Genomic DNA, 16119 nt, shown 5'->3' with positions numbered 1-16119 from the left:
AGGCCTGTTGGGCTTGGGCTTGCTCGGCGCCACTGCCGGCCGAGCCATGGCCCAGAACGCCGCCTGCACTTGCGGAAATTGCCCCGACTGCCTGCAGGGCGGCAACACCACGCCGCCCGCAGTCGCTTTTTACTACGGCGCCCGCATTCCGGTGGACGATCTGCGCGCCTTCGACTGGGTGGTGCTCGAACCGCAGTATGCCCTGGCGCAAGATACAAAAATGGTCTCCGTGCTGGGGCCGGACACCCTGGCGCTGGCCTATGTCTCGGTGGGCGAAGTCACTGCGGATCGGCCCTACTACGCCGACATGCCCAAGGCTTGGCTGCCGACGTCGAACGCCGCCTGGGGTTCGAGGGTGATCGACCAGACCGCCGCCGGCTGGCCGCAATTTCTGCGCGAGCGCATCGTCAAACCGCTGTGGGACGCGGGCTTTCGCGCCTTTTTCCTCGACACCCTCGACTCCTATCAACTGCTGGCCAAAAGCCCGCAGGCGCGCCAGCTTCAGGCCCAGGCGCTGGCGGAAACCCTGCGCGGCCTGGTTGCCGCCTATCCGGGCATCCGCCTGATGCTCAACCGCGGCTTCGAGCTAGTCGACGCCACCCTGGCGCCGAGCATTCTGGCCGTGGCCGCCGAATCGCTCTATCGCGGCTGGAATCAAGCCGAAACCACCTATGTCGAAGTGAAGACCGACGACCGCGAATGGCTGCTCGCCCGCTTTGGCGAGATGCGCAGCCAGTTCAAGTTGCCGGGCATCGCCATCGACTATTGCGCCCCGCAAGACCGCGCTTCTGCCCGGCAGACGGCGCAGCAAATCGCCGCGCAAGGGCTCATTCCCTGGGTGGCCGACCCCACGCTGGAAAGCCTCGGTGTGGGCACAGTCGAGCTGGTGCCGCGCCGCGTGCTGTTGCTGCATTCCTGCGAACAGGGCGACAGCCCGGAGCTGCAGGCGCAGAGCGCGCACCTCTACGGCGCCATGCCGCTGGAATATCTCGGCCTGGTTCCTGAATATCGCTATGTCGGCGCGCCCGCCATCACCGAACCGCTGGCGGGCCGCTATGCCGCCGTGGTGCTCTACCCCGATGACGGCAAGATTCCACTGGACATCCGCACTCTGCTCAAGCGCGCCAAGGCGGAAAGCGTGCCCGTGGCCGTGCTGGGCTACGCCGATCTCGATGTGCTAGACGATCTTGGCGAACACGTCGGGGAGCCGCTGAACGCGCCGATCAAGGTACAGCGCCAACCCGGCACGCCCAACGGCGAAGTCATACCACTAATCAGCCCGCAAGACACAGTGCAACTGACCGCCAGTGCCGGATCGCAGGTCTGGCTGCGCGCCACCGGCGGTGATGGCCGGATCATGGACGGCGCCGCCATCACGCCTTGGGGCGGATATGCGCTGGGCGGGTTCGGCGTGTTCAATCTACCGGGCAACACCGGCACGCGCTGGTCGGTCGAGCCGATCGAGTTTTTCCGCGCGGCTCTGCGCGTGGGCGCAGACCCCATGCCCGACATCACCACCCGCACCGGGCGACGGGCGTTTTTCGTGCACTTCGACGGCGACGGTTGGCCGAACGCCTGTGACCAGCCCGGCTCGCCGCTGGCCTGCGAAGTGCTGGTGACCGAATTCCTCGAAAAATACAAGGTGCCCACCCTGGCCTCGGTGATCATCGGCGAAATCAGCCACGAAGGTCTGTATCCCAAACTGGCCGACCAGTCGCAGAAATGGGCCAAGCGCATGTACGCCCTGCCTTGGGTGGAAGTCGGCAGCCACACCTGGTCGCATCCATTCAACTGGGTTGCAGCGAGCGAGACCCACAGCCGCGGCAAAGAAACCAAAAACTTCCCTTACGGCAATTACCTGCCGCTGCCCAACTACACCTTCAGCACCAAGAGCAATGTGGTCGACGCTGCGCAGTACATCGACGACAAGCTCTGCCCGCCCGGCAAGAAATGCAACATGATTCTCTGGCCAGGCGACTGCAATCCGCCCGATGAGGCCGTGGCCATGGCCTATGAAACCGGGCTTGGCAATATCAACGGCGGCGGCGCCCCCATCAGCAAGACCCGGCCCACGCTGTCTGATGTCTGGCCCATGGGCATTCCCAAGGGCAAGTATTTTCAGGTCTATGCCGCGCAGTCGAACGAGGAGGTTTTTACGCACAACTGGCAGGGGCCTTATTTCGGCTTCGAGCGCGTGGTCGAGAGCTATCAGATGACCGACTCGCCGCGTCGCATCAAGCCCATCGACCTGTATTACCACCCCTACATCGTGACCAAGGCGGCAGGGGCGAAAAGTCTGCATACGGTCTATCAATGGGTGCTCAAACAACCGTTGCATGCGATTTACGGCCACCAATACTTCCGCAGCGTGAACGACTGGCGGCAAGCGACGGTGGCCCGGTTGCTGGCCGGTGGCTGGCGTCTGCGCAGCGGGGCAGAAATGCGCCAGTGGACCCAGCCCGTCACCGCCGCCACGCCCGCACTGGCCAACTGCCAGAACATCGTCGGCTGGAACGAGCATGAACAGCAGCGTTATCTGCACGCGACGGCTGGACAGGCCGTGCTGCGTAGCCAAGCCGCGGGTCAGTCCCTGGCCGCGACTGTCCCGCGTCTGATCGAGGCCAATGCCGACGTCACCCGCTGGGCCGTGCAAAACGACCGCAGCGTACAAATCAGCCTGCAAGGACATCTGCCCGTCGAAGCCCTGTTTCAACTGCCCTCCGGCTGGAGCGTGCAGGCGGCCAAAGGGGCGAAAGTCGAGCAGGCGGCCGCAGCGGTGCGGGTCAGCAGCAGCGGCGCCACCGTCGATCTCACGCTGAAGCGGGCCTAAACGACCGCGCGCTGACCGACAATCCGCCTCAATGCTGGAAAAAACCCGCCCCGCCACCCGCGACCCGCTGCACATCTCTCCAGACGATCCGCAGCGCAGTCGTCTATTTCCGCGTGGTGCCTTGCTGGGGCTGGGCCTGTTGTGCGCCGCAACGCTCGCGCTGGTCTATCCGGGGCAGAACCTGATGCGGCTGCTGAGCACCAGCGCCGACGACGGGCTGGCCATCGACTACCTGCGCCATCTCGTCGATCTGCGCGGCGGCAATATCGACCTGCGCCTGATGCTGGCGCAGCGCTATATGCACATTGGCAAGTCGCAACAAGCCCTCGACACCCTGCGTTCGGTACACACCCCGCAGGCCGACGCCCTTCGGCTGCAAATCTGGAAGGCCCGCTGGTTCGATGCCCGCGCCCTGGGGCACGCCACGGAAGAGGCGCAGGCCCGGCAGGCCCTCTCCGCGCTGCTGCAGCGCACCCAACCCGCCAACTTCAACGAATGGCGCGACACCCTGGTGCTGCTGCAAGGCCTCGACGAGCCGCAAGCCGTGCAGCGGCTCACCGGCATGGTGACCCGCTTTCTGCCGCTGCCGCCCGCCGCTGCACTACAGGCTGCGCGTCTGCTGGTGGGCGTGCACGCCGAGCCACTGGCGGCGCAGGTCTTGTTCGCCACCGCCAAGACCCGGGTGACTGAGGCCGAGCGCGAGCAACTCATCGAGCAGGCCGCCCGCGCCTTGCTGGCCTCCGGCGATCCGACGCAGGCCTATCGCCAGACCGCTGCGGCGCTGGGTAGCGGCGCGGTTGCGCCGCAGATGGCGTGGTTCATGGTGAAGCTGGCACTGGGCGCCAACCAGCCCGCCGAGGCGGGTGATTGGCTGCGCAAAGCCGTCGATCTCGACCTGCCCGCCGCCGCGCTGGGCAAGGCCCTCACCCCGGCGCAGCGCGAACTGGCCTGGCAAGTGCTGCTGGCCGGGGGCGATCTGCGCGGCGCGGTGCACATCGCCGACGCCGCGCTGGCGCAGCAGCCGGGCAGCCGCACTTGGGCCGAACGCCGCGCCCAGGTGCTGGAGTGGAGCGGCCAGCCCGACGCCGCCATGCAACAGTGGATCGCCCTGCTGCGCGCCGAGTTCACACGCCACGCCCTCGACGAACTGCGTCGGCTGGCGCTCGCGCTGCATTCGAGCAGCGGCCTGGACGCCTATTGGGAACAGCGCGCCGCGCACACCACGCTCACCACAGACGAGTGGCTGCAATACGCCCAGGCGCTGGAGGTACGCGGCCATCCTGAACAAGCGGTGAGCATTCTGCGCCAAGCCGCGGTCAAGCAGCCCGAGGTGCTGACTTCCCTGGCCTGGCTGCTGGGCAATATGGGCGAGGTGGACGCCTCGCTGGCGACGTACGCCGAGGCGCTGAAGCGCGGGGCGCTCAGCCTGCGCGGCAGTATCGACTACGCCATTGCCCTGCTGCAAAACGGGCAGTTCGAGCAGGCGCGGCAGACGCTCGAGCAAACCCAGCACCTCTCGGATGACACGCCCTGCCACAACGCGCCCGCTGCTGCCGTCATCACCGATGGCAGCGCCGCCGCACAAACCCCGCCTTGCAACGATGTCGATTTGCTCGCTGCGCACCAGGGTTTGCTGGGCGACATCGCCTGGGACATGGGCGAACAGCGCAGCGCGCAAAGCGCCTACGGCAGCATCTGGAACAACCCGCAACTGCGCGACCGCATCAAGCCCTATCAGCTGCAACGCTTCATCATCCTCACGCAAAAATCGCAGGGCGACGCCGCCGCGCTGCGTCTGCTGCCGCAAGCCTGGGCCAAGGCCCCGTCGGAGGCGCTGGCGCTGTTGTGGCTGCAATCGCTGGTGCGTCAGCCCAGCGCCCAAGGCATCGCCGAGTGGGAACGCGTCGTGCTGGGCAGTGCCGCGGGCGCGCCGCTGCGCCAGCAGCCGCAGATGTACGCCGCACGCGCGCAGGTCTGGCGCGCGCTGGGCCGTACCGACCGGGCGCTGGCCGATCTGCACGAGGCCCTGCGTCTTGCACCTGGCAACACCGATAACCAGATCGCCCTGCTGTGGATGCTGATCGATGCCAACCAGCCAGACGCCTTGCGGCAAGACGTGGCGCTCTACAGCCGCAGCCTGCAAGGCCTGCCCGATGGCCTCGACGTGCTTTCCGCCGCGGCGCAAACATTGGGCGACAACGCCGCCGCCGTGCGCTACGGGCAGCAGCTCTACCCCCGCAAAAAGACCGATGCACTCTGGCTGCTCAACTACGGTGATCTGCTGGCGCAGGCCGGTGACAGCCGCCGCGCGCAGGCGGCCTATAACCAGTCGTGGGCGCTGCTGCAAAAAGCCGCCGCGAGCGGGAAAAAATCCGAGGGTAAAACCACTGATCAAGACCTGAACGCGCTGCTCGCCCGTCTGCGCCTGAGCCACGCCCGGCTCGATGACGCGGGTCAACAGGCGCTGCTCGGGCAGTTGCGCGACAAGCTCCGCAGCGGCGATCTGACCGTTCCTCAAACCCTGCAGGCCAACGCCGCGATTGCCGACTGGCTGCTGCGACTGGACACCAATTCGGCCGCCCGCTGGTGGCTGGCACGGCGCGTGCTCACCCCGGCGGCGCGGCAATCCATCGAGCTGCAGATGGCGCTGCGCGCGGGCGACCGCGAGGCTGTCAATCGGCTGTTGCAACAAGGCGCGGCCCGCCCTCTGCTGCCGCAAGACCGGGCGGAGGCCGAGCGCGTTGCCGGTCGGCCGCTGCAGGCGCTGGCCACCGCCGAAAAAGTGCTGGAGACGGCCGCCGAGCGCGGCCAGGACAACCCGGCGCTGCAAGCCCTGGCGCGGCAGACCGCCGAGCAGCAACTGGCGCTGGCGCAACGCGCCACCGTTACGCTGGAACATCGCCAGATCGACAACGTAATCCGCCAGGGGCCGGTGCTGCGGTTGTCGCTGCAATTCGGCGGGCAGTGGCGGCTGCAGGCGCAAGCCAGCCGCCAGTCCATGCACAGCAACAACACCGCGGCGCTGGTCGGCGTGCCGTCCACCTGGAGCGACGCGGAGCTCGGCCTGCAGTGGCAGGGCGAGCGTTCGCAACTCGGCGCCGCGCTCACCCACAACACCGCCGTGGGTCGCTTGAGTGGCTGGCGCATCGAGGGCGGCACGCAGCTTCCGGGTCAGGTACGGGCGCAGCTTGAAGCGGAACACAACGCCGTGGCCGATGAATCCGGCCCGCTGCAGATCGCAGGCGCGCGCGACCGGTTGGCGCTGCGACTGTCGCGCGATTTCGGGCGGATGTGGGCCAATGTCAGCACGGCGGTGATGTCGTATGACACCCGCCGCGGCAATCCGCTGGGGCATGGCGCGAGCACGCAATTCGAATTGGGCTTTTGGTTTCGCCGCAGCGAGCCCGATCTCAGTGTGAAACTGCTGGGCTATTCCAACCGCTTCAGCGCCAACGCCGGCCCGCCGCTGCCCGACTACGCGCCGCTGGTTCCGGGCGGCGCCGCGCCCAATGCCGCGTTTTTCATCCCGGCGGGCGACGATGTGTACGGCCTGGGTTTCGGCTTCAATATGGCGCACAACGACACCTACACCCGCCGCTGGATGCCCTATGCCGAGGTCGATGTGCTGCAATCACGCCGGTTGGGGCTGACCAATAACCTGAACCTGGGGCTGCACGGCCCGGTGTTCGGGCCCGATCAACTGTCTTTGAGTTACCAGCGCCAGCAGAACACCTCGGGCCTGAACCGGCAGTGGAGTCTGCAGTACCGTTTGTGGTTCGGTCGATGACCGCGTTCTTTTCACCCCGATGAAGCAGGAGAGTTCCATGTCCCCATCCCCCACTCCACACTCCCCCGCCCGCCGCGCCGCGCTCGGTCTGGCCGGCGCCGCCGTGATGCTGCTCGCGGGCTGCGCCGTCACCGCCCTGCCCGGCCAGTCGCTCTCGGTGCCAGCGGACGCCAAGTTCGCCGTGCTGCCGCTGGCCAACGCCACCGATGTGCCGCTGGTCGAGCGCAGGGCGCAGGCCATCACCGTCTCGCTGCTGCAGCAAAAGGGCTTGCGCGACGTGGTGGTCTATCCGCAGAAATCCACCGAGAACCCGCTGGAGGCCGAGCCCGCGGTGACCACAGCGCAGGCGCTGGCCTGGGCCAAGCAGCAAGGCGCACGCTATGCGCTCTCCGGCACGGTCACCGAATGGCGTTACAAAAGCGGGGTGGACAGCGAGCCCGCGGTGGGCATCACGCTGCAAGTCACCGACGTGCCGACAGGCCAAGTGGTCTGGAGCGCCAGCGGCGGCCGCTCAGGCTGGGGCTATCAGGCGCTAGCCGCGGTCGGGCAGTCGCAGATCGAAGCGCTTCTGCGCGGCATCCGCGTGACGGCCTCGGTCGAAAAACCCGCCGCCAAGCCCTGACGCGCTCAGCGCCCAGCGTCTTTCTTACCGCCGCATGAAACTCGACAATCTCTCCACCCGCGTCAGCCGCCGCATGCGCAGCGAGTCGGCGCGTATGCGCTGGCAATGGCTGCGCTACTGGCGACCGAATACGCAGTCGGGGCGGCTGATGGCGATGTTCGAAGCCGTGCTGCTGCCGGTGCTGGTGCTGTGGCTGGGCGCCAAGCTCAGGCCGGATGATCCGCTGGGCGCCCACGCCGGTTTTCCCTGGGCCTGGTTCGGCCCCTGGCTGATCGCGGTGCGTTACGGCGCCGGATACGGGCTGTTCGGCGTGGGGTTTTACGCGGCGTTCTGGAAGTTCTCCCCCACGCTGTTCCATAGCGCTCCTGCCGTGGAATTTCCGGCCGAGTTCTTTCTCGGCGGCATGCTGATGACCCTGATTCTGGGCGAGTTCGGCGCGGCCTTCCGTAACCGGCAGGTGCTGCACCGCGAAGTCACCAAAGACCTGACGGCGCGGCTGGAGCGCACCAAGCGCCGCCTGTTCGTCATCAAGGAAGCGCTGTCCACCTTGGAGCAGGAGCTCACCGACCGTCCCATGACCCTGCGCGACGCCCTGCTCGACCTGCGCCGAACCTTCACCTTCCAGGGCAACCGTCCGGCGCTGGCCGCCCCTGCAGCCACACCCGGCCTGCCGACGCCCGCGCCCCTGCCCGACCCGCGCGCCTTTCTGCAGCTGCTCAGCCAGTCGTGCCGCCTGGTCGAGGCGGGCATCTTTGTGCGCGAAATCGGCCCGCAAGGGCTGCAATGGCGGCTGGCCGCTTCACTGGGTCAAACCCTGCCCCCGCTCGATCCCGGCGAGGTTCTGATCAACCGCATTCTGGAGACGCATCAGTCGGTGCACATCGCCCAAGCCCATCTGAACGAAACCGACGGCAGCAACCCCTGGGTATTCGCCGCCCCGCTACGGCTCGACGAATACGACGAGGTCGATGCCCTGCTGGCGGTGCATACCATGCCCTTCATGTCGTTCGAGGAAAACAATCTGCAGCGCCTGCAGGTTCTGTGCGCGTCCTATCTCGATTTCAGCCAGCTCGAGCTCAGCGTGGAAGATGTGCGCTCGGCCTGGGTGCAGGCGCCCATCGGCCTGCAGCAAGAGTGGGCGCAGCTCAGCGAACTGGGGCAGAACTTCAAGCTGCGCAGCTACTGCGCAGTGTGGAGCGGGCAAGGCCGTGTGAGCGACGACGTGCTGGCCGAGTTCGCCGGTCTGCAGCCGGTGGAGAGCTCCACCTGGACGCTCAAGGGCCGGGGCGGCAAACCCGCGCTGATCGTGCTGCTGCCCTTGTTGAGTTCCGGCGGGCTGGCGAATTACCGCCGCGACATGGCGAGCCAGCTCGTGCAGATTCTCAGCCGCAGCAACCAGCGCCCCGATCAGGCCTTCGATCTGGACTTTCTAGAAGTCTCGGGCGCCCCCAGCTTCCTGGAGTTGCGCCGCCTGCTGAGCAGCGCCGCCGCGGAAACCAAGACCTCATGAATCCCCTGTTCTACAAGCTCGGCTCGCTCATCGTCCTGCTGGAGACGGTGGCGGCCTGGCTGCTGGTCAGCCGCGACGACACGGACCTGCTGCTGTTCTGGGCGGTGCATGGTGCGGCGGCCGTGCTGGTCGGGCTGCTGCTGTGGACGCTGCTGCCCGCCGAACTGCGCAAACCCAAGCGGCTGTCACTCACCCTTTTGACCTTGCTGGCGTTTTTCTTTCCGGTCGTCGGCGTGTTCGGCCTGCTGATCGCCGCGCGGCTGGCGCAATGGCTGCCCATGCGCCACCAGGCCACCGAGCACCTGCGCGAAGCGCCGTCGCTGCAGGTGTTCTCCGTCTCGCATATAGACGACGACCAGCGCCGCGACTTGCCCGCCGGCCAAACCGCGCGCATTGCCCGAGACCAGAGCCAGCCGCAGGCCCAGCGCATTCGCGCCGTGCTGGCGCTGCGCGAAATGTCGCCGCGCATGACCCTGCCGGTGCTGCGCAAGCTGCTGTCCGACCCCGATGAAGAAATCCGCCTGCTGGCCTACGGCATCAGCAACACCTGGGAGCAGCGACTGACCGACAGTCTGCAGGACGCCCTGCGCGAAGTCGAAGTCTTACGCCACACCGCGCCCAGCGGAGCGGCACTGGCGCGTGCTGCGCAGCGCGTCGCCGAGTTGCAGATGGAGTTCATCTATCAGGGCCTGGCCCAGGGCGATCTGCGCGACTTCGCCTTGCAGCAGGCGTTGCACTACTGCACGATCGCCCGCGACGCGCTGCCGCAAGACACCGGCCTGCAGATGATGTTCCTGCGCCTGTCTCTGGCCGCGGGCAAGACCGATGCGGCACGCGAGGTGCTCGAACATCTCGCCTCGGAAGGCGCCAGCCCGACGTTGTGGCGCCCTTACGCCGCGGAGCTGGAATGGATTGAGCGGCGATTCGGCCGCATCACCGGCGTGCTGCAACCGCTGGGCACTCGGCAGGTGGCCCCCCGGCTGCGTCCCGTGGTGCGGGTCTGGCAGACCGAAACCCCGACTCGAAGCGAGCCGGTCATCTCCGACACACCCGCCTTGCAGCGCCCAGGCAGTGCGCCGCGCCCTGCCGAGCCCACCCCGGCGCCCGGCCCGCTGAGCGATGCCGACCGCCTGCTGCTGAGCTGATCTTCTCCCTGCCCATGACGCAACCCGACTTCACCGACACGCAACCCGAGGGCCGCGAAGCCCCCTTTGAGATCGACGTCATGCTGCTACTCGAAGGCACTTACCCCTATGTCTCGGGCGGCGTGTCGAGCTGGGTGCACCAGATCGTGAGCGGATTTCCGCACCTGCGCTTTCATCTGGTGTTTCTCGGCTCGCGCGAGGAAGACTATGGCAAGCCGCGCTACCAGATGCCGCCCAATGTGGTCGGGCTCACCCATCACTATCTGTTCAGCGACGCGGTGCTGCCCGCCGCGCGCGAAGAACGCGGCGACGCCGCGACCGCCGAACTGGTGGAAAACCTGCACACCCTGATTCGCGATGGCCAAGACGCCGCCAGCCGCGCCGAAGTGCTGCGCGCCAGCCTGCAAGCCATGCAGGACAAGCTCGATCTGCACTACTTTCTGCACTCGCATCAATCGTGGGGCTACCTCACCGCCCAGTACCAACTTCGCTGCACCGATCCGTCCTTCGTCGATTACTTCTGGACAGTGCGCACCATGCACACCCCCATCTGGACGCTGGCGACGCTGGCCCGCGAACTGCCACGCGCCCGCATCTATCACACCGTCTCCACCGGCTACGCCGGGTATCTGGGCGCGGTTCTCGCGCGGCTCTACAACAAGCCGCTGGTGCTGTCGGAGCACGGCATCTACACCAAGGAGCGGCGCATCGACCTGTTTTCGGCCAATTGGATCAGCGACAACACCCCGGTGCTCGAACGTACCGCGGGCGAGGCCGGCTATTTCCGCCAGCTCTGGATACGTCTGTTCGAGTCGCTGGGCCGCATGTGCTACGACGCCGCCGATCCCGTCATTGCGCTGTACGAAACCAACCGCCTGCGGCAGATCGCCGACGGCGCCAACCCCATCACCACCTGCTGCATCGCCAACGGCATCAACGTGCCGCCCTTCGCCGCGACCCGCGCCTTGCGCCCTGCTTCGCCCCCGCTGGTGATGTGCCTCATCGGCCGGGTGGTGCCGATCAAGGACATCAAGACCTTCATCCGCGCGGTACGCGTGGCCAGCAACCGCCTGCCCGGGCTCGAAGGCTGGATCGCCGGGCCGGAGGACGAGCACCCGGAATATGCCCGCGAGTGCCACGATCTCGCCGAGAGTCTGCAACTGGGCGACACCCTCAAGTTCCTCGGCTTCCAGAAGCTCACCGAGCTCATGCCCAAGATCGGGCTGGTGGTGCTGTCGTCCATCAGCGAGGCGCTGCCGCTGGTCATGCTCGAAGGCTATGCCGGGGGCGTGCCCTCGGTCACTACCGACGTGGGCTCGTGCCGTCAGCTCATCTACGGACTGGGCGCGGAAGACGAAGCGCTGGGCGCCTCAGGCGCCGTGGTCGGCATCGCCGACGCGCAGGCGCTGGGCGAAGCCTGCGCCGAACTGCTAGGCGACACGGCCCGCTGGCAAGCCGCCAGCGCCGCAGGCATCGCCCGGGTCGAGCGCTACTACACCCAACCCATGATGTTCGACAACTACCGCGCGGTGTACGACGACGCCCTGCAACGCAGCGCCGCCCGCGACGTCGGCCTGAGCGATGAAGTCGGCGCAGTCGCCACCTGGCTGCGCGGCGAGCCGCCGCTGGACGAGCCGCCCCTCGCAGTCGATTCGAAGGCAGACGAAAAGGACTTGGCATAAATGGCCGGCATCGGCTTCGAACTGCGCAAGCTGTTGCGCTCCGAGTCCTACCTCGGGCTGCTGCGCGCCTACACCTATGCGTCCATCATCAGCTCCGGGCCGTGGGTGTTTTCCATCATCGGCCTCATCGCGGTGGGCGTGCTGTCGCTCGGCGTGGTCACGCCCGACGCGCTCATCACCCAGTTCCAGGTGACGGTGACCTATCTCATCATGGCCTCGCTCATTCTCACCGGCGGGCTGCAACTGGGTTTCACCCGGTGGGTGGCCGACCGACTGTTCGAGAAGCGCAAGGACGACATCGCTCCGGCCTATTTCGGTGTGGTGCTCGTGACCACGGCAGTGAGCGGCGCCTTGGGTTGGCTGGTGGCGCTGCTGGGGTTTGACGGCGTGGGCAATCTATACCGGGTGCTCATCGTGGTCGGGCTCACGCTGCTGTCGAACCTGTGGATCACCACCGTGTTCCTCTCGGGCCTGAAGCAGTACCGCGCCATCGTCGGCCTGTATGCGCTGGGCTACGGCATCTCGGTGCTGCTGTCATACTTCGCCCGCCGCTGGGGGCTCGACGGCTTGCTGCTCGGGTTTATCGGCGGGCAGTTTGTCATGTGGGTGCTGATGCTGTGGCTGGTGCTACGCAACTTTCCCGTGGTTCGCCCCATCACGCTGGCCTGCTTCCGCCCGCGGCAGATGTATCTCTCGCTCATCGCGGGCGGCATGCTCTACAACTTGGGCGTGTGGGCGGACAAGCTCACCTTCTGGTTCACCACCGGCACGTCCACCCCGGTCATCGGGCCGCTGCGCGCTTCCACCATTTACGACCTGCCGGTGTTTCTCGCCTATCTGTGCGTCATCCCGGGCATGGGCATTTTTCTGGTGAAGTTCGAGACCGACTTCGTCGAGTGGTACGACAAGTTCTACACCGCCGTGCGCGAAGGCGGCGCGCTGCAAGACATCGCCCGCTATCACGACGGCATGCAGGGCGTGGTGCGCGAGGGGCTTTATCAAATTCTGAAGGTGCAGGCGCTCACGTTGTTGGCGGTCTACACCTTCGTGCCGGCGCTGTTTTCGTGGATCGGCATCAGCAGCCTCTACATCCCGCTGTTTCTGGTGCAGGCCGTAGCGGCGAGCTTCCAGGTGATGTTGCTGGCCGTGCTCAACGTGTTCTATTACCTGGACCGCAGACGCGATGTGGTGGTCATCACGGCCACGTTGACGGTGCTGAATTTTGCGCTGAGCATGCTCTCCATCCACCTTGGCCCGGCCTTCTTCGGCTACGGCTTCGGCGTGGCCCTGCTCCTCACGCTGATGCTGGGCATGATGTTGCTGCAGCGCCTGTTCCGCAAGCTGGAGTATCAGACCTTCATGCTGCAGTAGTCTCCCGCGGGCCTGCAAACCGACTGTTTTGGGACTAGAGTTTCAAAGTTAACAAAACAGGAGACTCATCATGCTGGTCCAAAAGATCCATCATGTTGCCTACCGCTGCAAAGACGCGCTGCAGACCGCGCGCTGGTACGAGCAGCATCTGGACATGAAACTGGTGCTGTGCATCGCCGAAGACACCGTGCCCTCCACAGGCGAAGCCGATCCCTACATGCACATCTTTATCGACGCGGGCCAGGGCAATATCCTGGCCTTCTTCGAGCTGCCCACGCAGCCCGAGATGGGACGCGACCCCAACACCCCCGTCTGGACCCAGCACCTCGCGCTGGAGGTCGGCTCCATGGACGAACTCCTCGCCGCCAAGCAGCGCCTGCAGAACGCCGGCATCGACGTCATCGGCCCGACCGACCATGCGCTGTTTCAGTCCATCTACTTCTTCGACCCCAACGGCCACCGCCTGGAATTAGCGTGCAATACCTCCAGTCCCAAGATGCTCGCCGCGCTCGACGCCGTGAAGTGGGACATGCTCGAAGAATGGAGCCAGACCCGCAAAGCCCCGAAGCATGCCGCCTGGATGCATGACGGCCGCTACAAGGAGATGTTCCAGTGAGGCTGGCCACGCTGAAAACCGCGGCCCCGGACGGCCGACTGGTCGTGGTCAACGACACCCTGACCCTGTGCCAGCCGGTGCCCGACATCGCCCCGACCCTGCAGGCCGCGCTCGACGACTGGGCGCGCTGCGCCCCGCTGCTGCGCGATGCGGCGCTGGCCCTGCAAGCCGGAACAGCACGGCACACCCAGCCCTTCGACGCCGCCGCCTGCCACTCGCCCCTGCCGCGCGCCTTCCAATGGGCCGACGGTTCGGCCTACATCAACCATGTCGAGCTGGTACGCAAGGCACGCAAAGCCGAAGTGCCCGCCACCTTCTACACCGACCCGCTGATGTATCAGGGCGGCTCCGACAGCTTCATCGCTCCCTGCGACCCCATCGTGGCCAAGGAGAGCTGGGGCATCGACTTCGAGGCCGAGGTGGCCGTCATCACCGGGGAGGTGCCGCTGGGCGCCACGCCCGCGCAGGCGGCGCAGGCCATCCGTCTGGTGCTGCTGGTCAACGACGTCTCGCTGCGCCATCTCATTCCGGCGGAACTGGCCAAGGGCTTTGGCTTCTTCCAGAGCAAACCCGCGTCAGCGTTCAGCCCGGTGGCACTCACGCCCGACGAACTCGGCGCGGCGTGGCACGACAACAAGCTGCATCTGCCCCTGCGGGTGGAGGTCAACGGCCGCCTGTTCGGTCAACCCAATGCCGGGGTGGACATGACCTTCGACTTCGCCCAACTCATCGCGCATGCGGCCAAGACCCGCCGGTTGGCTGCGGGCACAATCATCGGCTCGGGCACGGTGTCGAACAAGCAGGGCGGGCTGTGGGGCTCCAAGGTCGAGCACGGCGGCGTGGGCTATGCCTGCATCGCCGAGGTGCGCACCTACGAAACGATCGAACAGGGCGAGGCCACCACGCCCTTTCTGCGCGACGGCGACGGGGTAGAGATCAGCATGCACGATGACCGGGGTTTGAGCCTGTTCGGCAGCATCCGCAACCGCGTGCAGGCGCTGCCGGAATGAGACCGATGAAGCTCTACACCTACTTCCGCAGTTCTGCCGCCTATCGGGTTCGCATCGCGCTGCACCTCAAGGGGCTGGCTTTCGAATCGGTGCCTGTGCATCTGCTGCGTGACGGCGGCCAGCAACACGCCGCTGGCTATGCCGCGATCAACCCCAACGAAACCGTGCCCACTCTGGACGACAACGGCCAGATCCTGAACCAGTCCCTGGCCATCATCGAGTACCTGGACGAGACCCACCCGAACCCGCCGCTGCTGCCGGGATCGGCGGCAGACCGCGCGCGTATTCGCGCCATCGCTCAGATCATCGCCTGCGACATTCATCCCATCAACAATCTGCGCGTGCTGCAGCACCTCACCCGTACCTTCGATCTGAGAGAGGCACAGAAAGCCGAGTGGTATTGCCACTGGGTCGAACGCGGGCTACAGACCGTGGAGAAAATGCTCGCAAGCGACCCGCGCACCGGCCGCTTCTGCCACGGCGACACGCCCACCCTGGCCGACTGTTGCCTCGTTCCGCAGGTGTTCAATGCCCGCCGCTTTGGCTGCAGCCTGGCGGGGCTGACCACCGTGGAGCGCATCTGCGCGGAATGCGACGAGTTGGACGCCTTCGCGCGCGCCGCGCCTGCGCGTCAGCCCGACGCCGAATAGACCCTCCTGCCCGACCGCCTCAGTCCGTTTCGGCGCTAACCATTTCGTCCACCTCGTCGGGCAGCAGCGCCCCGGCCTCGATCTCCGGAAGCATGGCGGCTTGGTCGTAGAACGGGGTGAAGTCGGGCGCCGTCGCATCGAACAATTGCTGGAAGTTGTCGATGATGAAATAGGTTGCCTGATATGAGTCGATGCGATAGCGGCTGCGCAGCAGCCGAAGCAGATCAAAGCGCACGCGCCGCGCTTGCGGGCTGTGGAGGCTGTGTTCCACCTCGCCGCCCGATGACAGAATGCCCGCACCATAAATCCGCAAACCTTGCGGGGTACGAATCAGTCCGAACTCCACCGTGTACCAGTACAGCCGCGCCAGAAACTGCAGCGCATGCTGCCCTTGCGCCTTGAGCCCGCCCGCACCGAACGCCTGCATATAGTCGGCAAACCGGGGCTCGAACAACAGCGGCACATGGCCGAACAGATCGTGAAACAGATCGGGCTCGACGATGTAGTCGAACTCCTCTGGCTTGCGCAGCCACACCGTCACCGGAAAACGCCTCGCCGCCAGCAGGCTGAAAAACGCCGCTTCGGGAATCAGCCCCGGCACGGCCACGATTTCCCAGTCCGTCGCCGCTTTCAGGCGGACGTTGATGTCGTCAAACCGCGGAATGCTGCTGCGCGCCTGCAGATGCGGCAAAGCCCGCACAAACTCCTCGCAAGCCCGCCCCGGCAACAGCGCCATCTGCCGCGCATAGAGCCGCGCGAACAACTCGTGCTCTTGCGGGGTGTAGCGCGCCCATTGCTGCGCGCAGGTGTAGTCGGCATCGCAATGCGCGTAGTCACCGCGCGGGGTGATACTGGCTTCGCCGTAAGTCACCGGAACGCTGGACATGATCGCCCTC

General features: G+C 66.2%; 11 protein-coding genes. 10 read left to right on the top strand and 1 reads right to left on the bottom strand.

What is annotated here, in order from left to right:
• The first annotated feature begins 46 nt into the window (after positions 1-46).
• From THI_RS05795 to maiA, 10 genes are all read left to right on the top strand, one after another.
• Positions 47-2830, top strand: a complete 2784-nt coding sequence (locus THI_RS05795) for a bifunctional glycoside hydrolase/polysaccharide deacetylase family protein (protein ID WP_231836405.1) — start codon at positions 47-49, stop codon at positions 2828-2830.
• A 31-nt stretch (positions 2831-2861) separates the two neighbouring features.
• Complete coding sequence (locus THI_RS05790) at positions 2862-6617, top strand: tetratricopeptide repeat protein (RefSeq protein WP_013105307.1); 3756 nt, start codon at positions 2862-2864, stop codon at positions 6615-6617.
• Between the two features lie 37 nt (positions 6618-6654).
• Positions 6655-7239, top strand: coding sequence for an LpoB-related protein (locus THI_RS05785; RefSeq protein WP_013105306.1), 585 nt, complete (start codon positions 6655-6657; stop codon positions 7237-7239).
• Between the two features lie 34 nt (positions 7240-7273).
• Entirely contained in the window at positions 7274-8749 is a 1476-nt protein-coding gene (locus THI_RS05780) for a hypothetical protein (protein WP_013105305.1), read from the top strand.
• Positions 8746-9894 (top strand): HEAT repeat domain-containing protein, encoded by a 1149-nt coding sequence (locus THI_RS05775; protein WP_013105304.1) that lies wholly within the window; start codon positions 8746-8748, stop codon positions 9892-9894. The genes THI_RS05780 and THI_RS05775 overlap by 4 nt, the downstream gene beginning before the upstream one ends.
• Before the next feature lie 14 nt (positions 9895-9908).
• Positions 9909-11576: a GT4 family glycosyltransferase PelF gene (pelF, locus tag THI_RS05770; RefSeq protein ID WP_013105303.1), complete on the top strand. Its 1668-nt coding sequence runs from the start codon at positions 9909-9911 to the stop codon at positions 11574-11576.
• The gene (gene pelG, locus THI_RS05765) at positions 11577-12947 is read left to right on the top strand and encodes an exopolysaccharide Pel transporter PelG (protein ID WP_013105302.1); all 1371 of its coding nucleotides are present in this window, start codon (positions 11577-11579) and stop codon (positions 12945-12947) included.
• A 70-nt stretch (positions 12948-13017) separates the two neighbouring features.
• Complete coding sequence (locus THI_RS05760; protein WP_013105301.1) at positions 13018-13563, top strand: VOC family protein; 546 nt, start codon at positions 13018-13020, stop codon at positions 13561-13563.
• On the top strand, positions 13560-14573 hold the full coding sequence (locus tag THI_RS05755; protein ID WP_013105300.1) for a fumarylacetoacetate hydrolase family protein: 1014 nt from the start codon (positions 13560-13562) through the stop codon (positions 14571-14573). The genes THI_RS05760 and THI_RS05755 overlap by 4 nt, the downstream gene beginning before the upstream one ends.
• A 5-nt stretch (positions 14574-14578) precedes the next feature.
• On the top strand, positions 14579-15223 hold the full coding sequence (maiA, locus tag THI_RS05750) for a maleylacetoacetate isomerase (protein ID WP_013105299.1): 645 nt from the start codon (positions 14579-14581) through the stop codon (positions 15221-15223).
• A gap of 19 nt (positions 15224-15242) precedes the next feature.
• On the opposite strand, the gene phhA is transcribed toward maiA, so the two are convergent.
• A complete protein-coding gene (gene phhA, locus THI_RS05745; protein ID WP_013105298.1) occupies positions 15243-16109 on the bottom strand; it encodes a phenylalanine 4-monooxygenase in 867 nt (288 codons plus the stop codon).
• Positions 16110-16119 lie beyond the last annotated feature (10 nt).

It is taken from the genome of Thiomonas arsenitoxydans, assembly GCF_000253115.1.
GTDB classification, from domain to species: domain Bacteria; phylum Pseudomonadota; class Gammaproteobacteria; order Burkholderiales; family Burkholderiaceae_C; genus Thiomonas; species Thiomonas arsenitoxydans.
This window is presented reverse-complemented; position numbering and strand designations above follow the sequence as displayed.

Coding starts and splice junctions, on each gene's coding strand:
- THI_RS05795 (WP_231836405.1), top strand. CDS start 47: ATGGCCCAGAACGCCGCCTGCACTTGCGGAAATTGCCCCGACTGCCTG.
- THI_RS05790 (WP_013105307.1), top strand. CDS start 2,862: ATGCTGGAAAAAACCCGCCCCGCCACCCGCGACCCGCTGCACATCTCT.
- THI_RS05785 (WP_013105306.1), top strand. CDS start 6,655: ATGTCCCCATCCCCCACTCCACACTCCCCCGCCCGCCGCGCCGCGCTC.
- THI_RS05780 (WP_013105305.1), top strand. CDS start 7,274: ATGAAACTCGACAATCTCTCCACCCGCGTCAGCCGCCGCATGCGCAGC.
- THI_RS05775 (WP_013105304.1), top strand. CDS start 8,746: ATGAATCCCCTGTTCTACAAGCTCGGCTCGCTCATCGTCCTGCTGGAG.
- pelF (WP_013105303.1), top strand. CDS start 9,909: ATGACGCAACCCGACTTCACCGACACGCAACCCGAGGGCCGCGAAGCC.
- pelG (WP_013105302.1), top strand. CDS start 11,577: ATGGCCGGCATCGGCTTCGAACTGCGCAAGCTGTTGCGCTCCGAGTCC.
- THI_RS05760 (WP_013105301.1), top strand. CDS start 13,018: ATGCTGGTCCAAAAGATCCATCATGTTGCCTACCGCTGCAAAGACGCG.
- maiA (WP_013105299.1), top strand. CDS start 14,579: ATGAAGCTCTACACCTACTTCCGCAGTTCTGCCGCCTATCGGGTTCGC.
- phhA (WP_013105298.1), bottom strand. CDS start 16,109: ATGTCCAGCGTTCCGGTGACTTACGGCGAAGCCAGTATCACCCCGCGC.